This window comes from Alcanivorax hongdengensis A-11-3, from assembly GCF_000300995.1.
Taxonomy (GTDB): Bacteria; Pseudomonadota; Gammaproteobacteria; order Pseudomonadales; family Alcanivoracaceae; genus Alcanivorax; species Alcanivorax hongdengensis.
In genome coordinates, this window is sequence record NZ_AMRJ01000011.1 from 97,863 (window position 1) to 107,364 (window position 9,502).

The window sequence follows — 9,502 nt, forward strand, 5'->3', positions numbered from 1 at the left end:
GGCCATGCTCTCGCTCAGAGGGAGCAAGGCATGCTGATTTCCGAACACAAGCAGTTCATCTTCATTCATATTGAAAAGACCGGGGGCACCAGTGTGCGCACGGTGTTGCGTGAGCATGCGCTGGCGCGCCCCCCCAGCCGCTGGTTCTCATTGCTGCGGCAGGTGGGGTTGCCACGGGATTATCGGCACTATCGTTTCCCCACCCACTGTGGGTTGGCGCTGGTACAGTCGCGCCTTCCCCGGCAGGACTATCAGCGCTTTTTCAAGTTTGCCTTCGTGCGCAATCCCTGGGACCGGCTGGTATCGGAGTACAATGCTGCCCTGCACAAGCAGCGCCGGCGTCGCCACCGGCACATCGCTGCACTGGGCGAGTTTTCCGATTACGTGCGCTATGAGATTCGTCGCGGCAAGCTTCATCAGGCCCCGAGAGTGCTGGACCGGGCTGGCCAGCCCGGGCTGGACTTTGTCGGCCGCTATGAAAATCTGTCGGCGGATTTTGCGTTTGTCTGTGATCATCTGGGCCTGGATAACCCGTTACCGGTGACCAATCGCTTTCCTCACCGTCCTTACCAGGACTACTACGATGCTCGCACCCGGGACCTGGTGGCTCGGCACTGGCAACGTGACATCGAGCTGTTCGGGTACTCGTTCTCATGATGGCGCTGCTGCTGGTTGTGACAATGGCCGCCTTGCTGCACCTGCTGGGACGCAGGCAGGGGGTGGGGGCCGGATATGGTCAGCAGGTACCGGGCAGTGGTGGGCAGGCCCGCCAGGATTTCTGCCGTATTGGCATCTATAACATTCATCGTGGTAAGGGACTGGATGGCCGCCGTGATCTGGGGCGTATCGCCAAGGTGCTCGGCGCCATGGATGTGGTGGGACTGTGCGAGGTGCAGGGCGCAGTGTGGCCCTGGCAGCAGAACCAGGCCCGGCGTCTGGCCGGCTTGCTGGGCCTGGGGGGCCTGTACGCGCCCTGTCAGCGGCGCTGGTTCAGTGACGACCGGGGTAACGGCTTGCTGTTTCGTCCGGCATTGCGCCGCTGGTACCGGGAGCCCTTGCCGGACAGCACCGGTACCCATCCGCGCTGCCTGCTGTCCGCCGAGGTGGAGGTGGCCGGATTGCCGCTGACGGTGATGGTGACGCACCTTGCGCGCCGCCGCGATCAACGAATTCAGCTGGAAACCGTGCTGGCCCGTTTCATGGCCCAGCCACGGGCGGTGCTGATGGGGGATTTCAATGTGCCGGCGGCTTATCCGCTATTACAGCATTTTCTGCAGACCCATCCCCAGGTGGATGCGGTGCGATTGGCTCGGGTGGAAAACCCCCAGGGGCGTATCGAGTGGATTCTTGCTCGGGGCGTGGATGTGCTGGATGGGGGCATGGCCCCGGCAGGCCCGTCGGACCACCCCTTCTACTGGGTCAGTGTAAGGCCCCGCCGGGCGGCTACGGTATTGCCGCTGCCGGCCCCGGCAGAGCCGGTGGCCGCGGCGCGTCAGGCTTATTGACCGCTGTCCTTCTGGCACTGTTCCAGTGCCTTTTGGGTATCATCGATCATCTTCTGGCGCTCCTCCTGATCCATCACTTCCATTTCCCCGGTGTCCGGGTTCTTGCGACGTACCGTGGGTTTGTTGGTGAGGATATCCAGGTTTTTGCGGTGCTGTTCGCAGCGCTCTTTGGCGACCTGGTCCGGATTGTCCTCAACGCGTTTCTGCTCCTGGGCCTGCTTTTCTGCCTTGGCCCGTTCCTGGGCGGCCTGCTCACGCTGTTTTTCCAGCTTTTCAATGGCGCTGGCCTGGTCGGAGCTGGCGTTATTGTAGGTGCGCACTTCTTTGGTCTGCACATCCTGGGGCGGTTGCGCATCGTAATGGGTGGTGCCGTTCTCGTCGGTCCATTTGTAGAATTTGGCGGCAAAGCTGCTGCTGGCCAGTACCATCAGCACACCCCCAAGTAACAGTGTGGTTTTTTTCATAGCATGGTTCTGTTTATTGTCAGGGTGGGCTTAGCATGCCGTGCTGCAGGGAAGGGCTGCAACCGAAAGTGGCGTTCGGGGGTTTGAAAGGTCGCACATTTCTGACAAAATCAACACTTTCCGGAGATCGGGACCCGCATTCGCTTACCGGCGATTGTGTGGCCGGGACCCGGGGCATCGTTACCGCGATGTCCGGTCAGCAGTATCACTGCACTCTCGTCCCGCTGTGGGAGCCTCCGGAGGTTTCTGTGTTCAAAGCGGGATTCGTCTCTTTTTTCCCCGCTTTCGAGCCCGGCACCTCCTGATCGCCTCTCTGCCTGCGTCCTGGGTCGGCCACCTCCGACCGGACTTCAGAATGCCCAAGTAAGGCGTTCTCTCTGCAGGTCTCCAGCAAAGTCGTCCCGCTGCCAGGCAGTGGGTTATATGCATTCTGATTTGAGGTAGCAACCGTGGAAATGTTATCCGGCGCGGAAATGGTGGTCCGTGCGCTGCAAGACGAGGGGGTGGAGTACATCTTCGGGTATCCCGGAGGGTCTGTACTGCACATCTATGATGCGCTGTTCCAGCAGGACAAGGTCAACCACATTCTGGTGCGCCACGAGCAGGCGGCCACCCATGCGGCGGACGGTTATGCCCGTGCCACCGGCAAGCCCGGTGTGGTCATGGTCACGTCCGGCCCCGGCGCCACCAATGCCATCACTGGCCTGGCCACCGCCTTCATGGACTCCATTCCCATGATCGTGCTGTCCGGCCAGGTTCGCTCTGACTGGATTGGCGATGATGCCTTCCAGGAAACCGACATGATCGGTGTGTCCCGTCCGGTGGTGAAGCACAGCTTCATGGTCCGCGACGCCAAGGACATTCCCGAGATCATGAAGAAGGCGTTCTACATTGCCACCACCGGCCGTCCCGGCCCGGTACTGGTCGATATTCCCAAGGACCAGACCGCGCCGAACGTGAAGAACCCCTACGAATACCCGAAAAAGGTCAAGATGCGCTCCTATGCGCCGGTCAGCCGTGGCCATTCCGGCCAGATCCGCAAGGCGGTGGAAGAGCTGATGAAAGCCAAGCGCCCGGTGATCTATGCCGGCGGTGGCGTGGTGCAGGGCGAGGGCAGCGAGCTGCTGACGCAACTGGCCCATCGCCTCAACTTCCCGGTGACCAACACCCTCATGGGGCTGGGCTGCTTCCCGGGCACTGACAAGCAGAACGTGGGCATGCTGGGCATGCACGGCACCTATGAAGCCAACATGACCATGCACAATTCCGACGTGATCCTGGCGGTTGGTGCGCGCCTGGACGACCGCGTGACCAACAACGTGAAGAAGTTCTGCCCGGGGGCCAAGATCATCCACATCGATATCGACCCGGCGACTATCTCCAAGAACGTGATGGCGCACATTCCTATCGTCGGTCCGGTGCATCAGGTGCTCGAAGAGATGCTGGCGGCCCTGGACGAGCACGGCGGCGAGCCGGATCAGAAAGCGCTGGAGCGCTGGTGGGAAGAAATCGAAGGCTGGCGCAAGATCCATGGCATGCGTTATGAGGTCAACAAGGATGGCCCCATGAAGCCCCAGCAGGTGGTGGAAGCACTGTACAAGGCCACTAACGGTGACGCCTATGTCACCTCTGACGTGGGCCAGCACCAGATGTTTGCCGCCCAGTACTACAAGTACGATAAGCCCCGTCGCTGGATCAACTCCGGTGGCCTGGGGACCATGGGTTTCGGCTTGCCGGCGGCCATGGGCGTGCAGTTCGCGTTTCCCGATGCCACCGTGGCCTGTGTCACCGGTGAAGGCTCCATCCAGATGAATATCCAGGAGCTGTCCACCTGTTTGCAGTACGGCCTGCCGGTGAAGATCATCAACATCAACAATCAGGCCCTGGGCATGGTGCGCCAGTGGCAGGACATGCAGTACGGCGGTCGTCACAGCCAATCCTACATGGAGTCCCTGCCGGACTTCGTCGCCCTGGCCGAGGCCTATGGCCATGTGGGCATGAAAGTCACCAGGTTTGAGGATCTGCAGGGGGCCATGGATGAAGCCTTCGCCCTGAAGGATCGTCTGGTATTCATGGATATCTATGTAGACCCCACCGAGCACGTGTACCCGATGCAGATTGCTGACGGTTCCATGCGCGATATGTGGCTGAGCAAGACGGAGCGGACCTGATGCGTCGAATTATTTCTATTCTCATGGAAAACGAGCCGGGCGCACTGAGCCGGGTAATTGGTCTGTTCTCCCAGCGGGGCTACAACATCGATTCCCTGTCCGTGGCGCCCACCGAGGACAGCACTCTGTCCCGTCTGACCCTGACCACCTACGGGGATGATCTGAAGATCGAGCAGATCACCAAGCATCTCAACAAGTTGATCGAGGTGGTCAAACTGGTGGACCTCACCGAGGGGGCGCACATTGAGCGTGAGCTGATGCTGATCAAGGTGAAAGCCACCGGTGCCCAGCGCGCCGAGGTGAAACGCAGTGTGGATATCTTCCGCGGTCAGATCGTGGATGTGACCAGCACGGTTTACACCATCCAGCTCACCGGGGCGTCCGACAAGCTGGATGCCTTCATCGGCGCCATTGGTGAAGCCCAGGTGCTGGAAGTGGTGCGTTCCGGCGTCTCCGGCATTGCCCGCGGCGAAAAGGTGCTGAGCCTGTAAGGCGCCAATGTCGTGGTTGAAAAGCCGCCCCCTCGGGGCGGTTTTTTTATGCCTGCTTGTCAGGCAGCTGTGACCAGAAAGCCTGGATCAGCGGCTCTTCCCGCCGTCGCTCCTGGGTAAATAACCCCACCTCGTAGGGGGCCAGCGCCGGCTGCACATCCAGTACCCGGATGCGACTGGCCAGTGGGCTGTTGTCGAGCACGATGCGCGGCACGATCCCGACACCAAAGCCCAGGCTGACCATGCTGACGATGGCCTCGTTACCGCCCACCTGGGCATAGATGTGGGGTTTGACGCCCAACTGACGAAACCACCGGTCCACCCGCTCCCGGGCCAGGCCTTCCTCGGACAGGATCATCGGTACATCCTGCCAGGCACTGTCTCGGGCTTCGCCGCCCAGCCGATCGGCCAGCTGGGACTGGCCGGCCGGGGCAATAAACAGCAGGGGGGAACGGGCGATGGGGCGAAAGGCGATACCGCCGGGCAGGTGGTCCGGGCGGGCGCCGATGGCAATATCTTCCTCGCCCTGCTGAATGCGCTGCACCGCCCAGGCCGGGTCGCCGGTGTGCAGTTTCAGCTCGATACGCGGGTACTGGTGGCGGAAGCTGCTGAGAATGTCATACAGAAAGCTGTAGCTGGCGGTCACCGAGCAGTACAGGCTCAAGGCCCCTTGCAGAACCCGCCGGTCCTCCTGCAGGGCATGGCGCAGCGTGTCCCAGCGCATCAGGGTATCGCGGGCGTATTCCTGGAAGCGCCGGCCTTCCCGGGTCAGGGTGACGCTGCGGTTGTCGCGGTAGAACAGGGGGACGCCCAGCTCCTCTTCCAGTTGCTGGATGGTACGGCTGAGCGTAGACGGGCTGACATGGCACATGGCGCTGGTGCGACCGAAGTGCAAGGTGTCCGCCAGGGTCAGGAACAGGCGCAGGGGTTTGGTATCCATGGGGTTGTTTCTTTAATCGCAATGCAATGTTTCAAATATATCATTTTACGCAATGCGGCAGATAGCCTAGAGTGGCTCGCCTGTCCGGGGCCGCTTTTGACGGCTCGACCCTTATTCACTGCTATCTGAAAGAGCCAGAGCTATGAGCATGCAAGTGTATTACGACAAGGATTGCGATCTTTCCATCATCCAGGGCAAGAAAGTGGCCATCATCGGCTACGGTTCCCAGGGCCACGCCCACGCCTGCAACCTGAACGACTCCGGCGTTGACGTGACCGTGGGCCTGCGCCCGGGTTCTTCTTCCATCGCCAAGGCCGAAGCCCATGGTCTGAAGGTTAGCGATGTACCGTCCGCCGTTGCCGCTGCCGATGTGGTCATGGTGCTGACTCCGGACGAGTTCCAGTCCCAGCTGTACCGTGAAGAGATCGAGCCGAACCTGAAAGAAGGCGCCACCCTGGCCTTCGCCCACGGTTTTGCCATCCACTACAACCAGATCGTGCCCCGTAGCGATCTGGACGTGATCATGATCGCTCCCAAAGCGCCTGGCCACACCGTGCGCACCGAGTTCACCAAGGGCGGCGGTATTCCCGACCTGATCGCCATCTTCCAGGACGCTTCCGGCAACGCCAAGAACGTGGCCCTGTCCTATGCGTCCGGCGTGGGCGGTGGTCGTACTGGCATCATCGAAACCACCTTCAAGGATGAGACCGAAACCGACCTGTTCGGTGAGCAGGCTGTCCTGTGTGGTGGTGCGGTAGAGCTGGTCAAAGCTGGTTTCGAAACCCTGACCGAAGCCGGCTATGCGCCGGAAATGGCCTACTTCGAGTGTCTGCACGAACTCAAGCTGATTGTCGACCTGATGTACGAGGGCGGCATCGCCAACATGAACTACTCCATCTCCAACAACGCGGAGTATGGTGAGTACGTGACCGGTCCGGAAGTGATCAACGAGGAGTCCCGTGCCGCCATGCGCAACGCTCTCAAGCGTATCCAGAGTGGTGAGTACGCCAAGCAGTTCATCTCCGAAGGTGCCCTGAACTACCCGTCCATGACCGCGGCCCGTCGCAACAACGCGGCCCATCCCATCGAGCAGGTGGGTGAGAAGCTGCGTGGCATGATGCCCTGGATCAAGGCCAATCAGATCGTCGACAAGAGCAAAAACTAAGCGCTTGTCCTGATCGACGGAAAACGCGGCTTCGGCCGCGTTTTTTGTTTCATGGGGCTGCGCTACACTAGCCCCAATCATTAATGGATGGACGACCATGCAGGACAACGACAAAACCCGGCTGCCCGAGGCATCCGAAACCTTTGAGGTGGTTGAAGCCGAGCATCGCACCGGCGCCCGCCACAAGGGTGTGTATCTGCTGCCCAATCTGTTTACCACCGGCGCATTGTTTGCCGGCTTTTATGCGATTGTGGCGGCCATGAACGGCCTTTTTGAAAATGCCGCCATCGGCATCATCGTGGCCGGCATTCTGGATGGTATGGATGGCGGTGTGGCGCGCCTGACCAACACCCAGAGCAAGTTCGGCGCCGAGTATGACTCCCTGTCCGACTGCGTCGCCTTCGGGGTGGCTCCAGGGCTGGTGGCCTACGCCTGGGCGCTCTCCGGGCTGGGCAAGTTCGGCTGGATGGCGGCTTTCATCTATGTGGCCTGCGCGGCCCTGCGCCTGGCTCGTTTCAATGTGCAGGCGGAAACCACCGACAAGCGTTTCTTCATCGGCCTGCCCAGCCCCACCGGCGCCGGCCTGGTGGCGACCATGGTCTGGCTGGGCGCCAGTCGCGGCATTGACGGGGCTGACGTGTCCTGGCTGGTGGCGATTGCTGTGGCCGGGGCCGGCCTGCTGATGGTGTCCTCGGTGAAATATCACTCCTTCAAGGAGTTCCACATCGGCCGGGTCCCTTTCAAGGTGCTGCTGGGGGTGATCGTCGCCTTCGCCATCGTCTTCCTGGATCCGCCGCTGGTACTGTTGTCCGTGGCGGTGATTTATGTGATTACCGGTCTATTGCTCAGTCTGTGGGGCATTCGCAAGAAAACCGCGTAACAAATGCCGCTTTGCGGTATCAAAGAAGGGCGTCTTCACGAAGGCGCCCTTTTTTTGTTCTAGGCTGTTAGCAACCGCCACTGGATACGGGAGCCCATCATGCTGATCAGACACACAGACCCCAATAGCCCGCGCAGCCACGAGATTACCCCGGAGTCGGTCTACCTCAAGCGCCGCGAGCTGATGATGCTGGGTGGGCTGGCGGGCCTGTTCAGTGCCATGCCCGCCTGGGCCCGGGAGGTGGCGGCCGTGGATGAGGATGCCGCCCGCCCACGCTGGCTCAAGGACCAGGTGGCCAAGGCCATGGATGGCAAGCCGGATAGCGATGAGGCGCTGACGCCTTATCAGGATGTCACGCACTACAACAATTTCTACGAATTCGGTACCGGCAAGACCGACCCGGCCGCCAATGCCCATACACTCAAGACCGATCCCTGGTCGGTGACCGTGGCGGGCGAGGTGGAAAAGCCCGGTGAGTACGCCCTGGAAGATCTGCTCAAGGGCCTGCAACTGGAGGAACGCATTTATCGCCTGCGCTGTGTGGAGGCCTGGTCCATGGTGATTCCCTGGGTCGGCGTGCCCCTGGCCAGCCTGCTGAAAAAGCTCCAGCCCACCAGCAAGGCCAAATATGTCGCCTTTACCAGCCTGGCTGATGCGGACCAGATGCCCGGCGTGCGCTCGCCCTTCACCGGCATCGACTGGCCCTACCGGGAAGGGCTGCGGCTGGACGAGGCCATGCATCCGCTGACGCTGATGGCGGTGGGGCTCTACGGGCGCACCTTGCCCAACCAGAATGGGGCACCCTTTCGGCTGGTGGTGCCCTGGAAGTATGGCTTCAAGTCGATCAAGTCGATTGTCCGTATCGAGTTGACCGACACCCGGCCGCAGACCACCTGGAACATGCTGGCGCCCAATGAGTACGGCTTCTATGCCAACGTGAACCCCCATGTGGACCACCCGCGCTGGTCCCAGTCCCGCGAGCGTCGTCTGCCCAACTCCTTCTTTGACCCCAACTGGGTGCCCACCCGCATGTTCAACGGCTATGACCAGGTGGCCAGCCTGTACAAGGGCATGGACCTGAAGAAGTACTACTGATGAAAACACGATACTGGACATGGCTGGCCTGGCCCCTGGGAGCGCTGCCGCTGGGCTGGATTGTCTGGCAGGCGGCCAGTGGCGCCATGGGCCCGGATCCGGCGGAAACCTTCGTCAAGGCCATCGGCTGGTGGGCGCTGGTGCTGATCCTCACCTGCCTGAGCATGCGACCGGCATCCCAGCTGCTCAAGGTGCCTGGTCTGGTCATCTGGCGGCGAACCTTCGGGCTCTGGGGCTTTATCTATGCGTGTCTGCATTTTCTTGCCTGGGCAACCCTGTTGCTTGGTTGGGACCCGTCGGTACTGGGTCAGGAACTGACCAAGCGGCCCTATATCGTGGTGGGCACACTGGCCTGGCTGGCCATGTGGCCTCTGGCCGCCACTAGCACCCGCAAGGCACGCCGCCGGCTGGGTCGAAAATGGACAAAATTGCATAAGTTGATCTTTGTCACCCTGGTGCTGGCCATCATTCACCAGTACTGGGTACAGAAATCCGGCTATGGGGAGACCGTGGTGTTTGCCTCGGTGGCCGCTGTGCTGCTGCTGTACCGCCTGCTGAAAGACCGGATTCTGGTCAAGAAACAGCCGTAAATCGCCGGATTTGGCGGTTTTTCCACCTTCATGCTCAAAAGGTGACCGTTCGATAAAAAAGTCATGAAAAAAGTGTTGACGGTTCCCCGCAAATCTCTAGAATGCGCCCCCACAACGACGGCGGACACGGCAACACGCCAACGACGCAGTCGGGAAGCAAACAGCTTCCAACGCTCTTTAACAATCAGGCAAGCAAACGTG

At 60.9% G+C, this 9,502-nt stretch carries 10 protein-coding genes; 8 read left to right on the forward strand and 2 right to left on the reverse strand.

Annotation, left to right across the window (positions count from 1 at the left end; translation table 11 throughout):
• The first annotated feature begins 30 nt into the window (after positions 1-30).
• Positions 31-657, forward strand: a complete 627-nt coding sequence (locus A11A3_RS08795) for a sulfotransferase family 2 domain-containing protein (protein WP_008928936.1) — start codon at positions 31-33, stop codon at positions 655-657.
• Entirely contained in the window at positions 654-1,505 is an 852-nt protein-coding gene (locus A11A3_RS17250) for an endonuclease/exonuclease/phosphatase family protein (protein ID WP_008928937.1), read from the forward strand. Before A11A3_RS08795 ends, A11A3_RS17250 begins: the two co-directional genes overlap by 4 nt.
• Here the strand turns inward: A11A3_RS17250 and A11A3_RS08805 are convergent.
• Positions 1,499-1,969 carry a DUF4124 domain-containing protein gene (locus tag A11A3_RS08805; protein WP_008928938.1) on the reverse strand — a complete coding sequence of 157 codons (471 nt, stop codon included), beginning with the start codon at positions 1,967-1,969 and terminating at the stop codon, positions 1,499-1,501. The two genes, A11A3_RS17250 and A11A3_RS08805, sit on opposite strands and share 7 nt — an antisense overlap.
• Positions 1,970-2,418: 449 nt before the next feature.
• Here A11A3_RS08805 and A11A3_RS08810 point away from each other — a divergent pair, with 449 nt between their 5' ends.
• Both A11A3_RS08810 and ilvN read left to right on the forward strand, forming a co-directional pair.
• On the forward strand, positions 2,419-4,140 hold the full coding sequence (locus A11A3_RS08810) for an acetolactate synthase 3 large subunit (protein ID WP_008928939.1): 1,722 nt from the start codon (positions 2,419-2,421) through the stop codon (positions 4,138-4,140).
• On the forward strand, positions 4,140-4,631 hold the full coding sequence (ilvN, locus tag A11A3_RS08815; RefSeq protein WP_008928940.1) for an acetolactate synthase small subunit: 492 nt from the start codon (positions 4,140-4,142) through the stop codon (positions 4,629-4,631). The genes A11A3_RS08810 and ilvN overlap by 1 nt, the downstream gene beginning before the upstream one ends.
• Positions 4,632-4,677: 46 nt before the next feature.
• Here ilvN and ilvY read toward each other — a convergent pair whose 3' ends face one another.
• Positions 4,678-5,571, reverse strand: a complete 894-nt coding sequence (gene ilvY / locus A11A3_RS08820) for an HTH-type transcriptional activator IlvY (protein ID WP_008928941.1) — start codon at positions 5,569-5,571, stop codon at positions 4,678-4,680.
• A 148-nt stretch (positions 5,572-5,719) separates the two neighbouring features.
• On the opposite strand from ilvY, the gene ilvC reads away from it, so the two are divergent.
• The 4 genes from ilvC (at position 5,720) to msrQ (ending at position 9,301) form a co-directional block, all read left to right on the forward strand.
• Positions 5,720-6,736 (forward strand): ketol-acid reductoisomerase, encoded by a 1,017-nt coding sequence (gene ilvC / locus A11A3_RS08825; RefSeq protein ID WP_008928942.1) that lies wholly within the window; start codon positions 5,720-5,722, stop codon positions 6,734-6,736.
• Between the two features lie 97 nt (positions 6,737-6,833).
• Entirely contained in the window at positions 6,834-7,616 is a 783-nt protein-coding gene (gene pssA / locus A11A3_RS08830) for a CDP-diacylglycerol--serine O-phosphatidyltransferase (protein ID WP_008928943.1), read from the forward strand.
• Between the two features lie 99 nt (positions 7,617-7,715).
• Complete coding sequence (gene msrP, locus A11A3_RS08835) at positions 7,716-8,711, forward strand: protein-methionine-sulfoxide reductase catalytic subunit MsrP (protein ID WP_008928944.1); 996 nt, start codon at positions 7,716-7,718, stop codon at positions 8,709-8,711.
• Positions 8,711-9,301 (forward strand): protein-methionine-sulfoxide reductase heme-binding subunit MsrQ, encoded by a 591-nt coding sequence (gene msrQ, locus A11A3_RS08840; protein WP_008928945.1) that lies wholly within the window; start codon positions 8,711-8,713, stop codon positions 9,299-9,301. Before msrP ends, msrQ begins: the two co-directional genes overlap by 1 nt.
• The last annotated feature ends 201 nt before the right edge of the window (positions 9,302-9,502 follow it).

What these genes read in the sequence shown, in the direction of transcription:
- ilvN (WP_008928940.1), top strand. Translation starts at nt 4,140, where the DNA reads ATGCGTCGAATTATTTCTATTCTCATGGAAAACGAGCCGGGCGCACTG.
- A11A3_RS08805 (WP_008928938.1), bottom strand. Translation starts at nt 1,969, where the DNA reads ATGAAAAAAACCACACTGTTACTTGGGGGTGTGCTGATGGTACTGGCC.
- pssA (WP_008928943.1), top strand. Translation starts at nt 6,834, where the DNA reads ATGCAGGACAACGACAAAACCCGGCTGCCCGAGGCATCCGAAACCTTT.
- A11A3_RS08795 (WP_008928936.1), top strand. Translation starts at nt 31, where the DNA reads ATGCTGATTTCCGAACACAAGCAGTTCATCTTCATTCATATTGAAAAG.
- ilvC (WP_008928942.1), top strand. Translation starts at nt 5,720, where the DNA reads ATGCAAGTGTATTACGACAAGGATTGCGATCTTTCCATCATCCAGGGC.
- msrQ (WP_008928945.1), top strand. Translation starts at nt 8,711, where the DNA reads ATGAAAACACGATACTGGACATGGCTGGCCTGGCCCCTGGGAGCGCTG.
- msrP (WP_008928944.1), top strand. Translation starts at nt 7,716, where the DNA reads ATGCTGATCAGACACACAGACCCCAATAGCCCGCGCAGCCACGAGATT.
- A11A3_RS17250 (WP_008928937.1), top strand. Translation starts at nt 654, where the DNA reads ATGATGGCGCTGCTGCTGGTTGTGACAATGGCCGCCTTGCTGCACCTG.
- ilvY (WP_008928941.1), bottom strand. Translation starts at nt 5,571, where the DNA reads ATGGATACCAAACCCCTGCGCCTGTTCCTGACCCTGGCGGACACCTTG.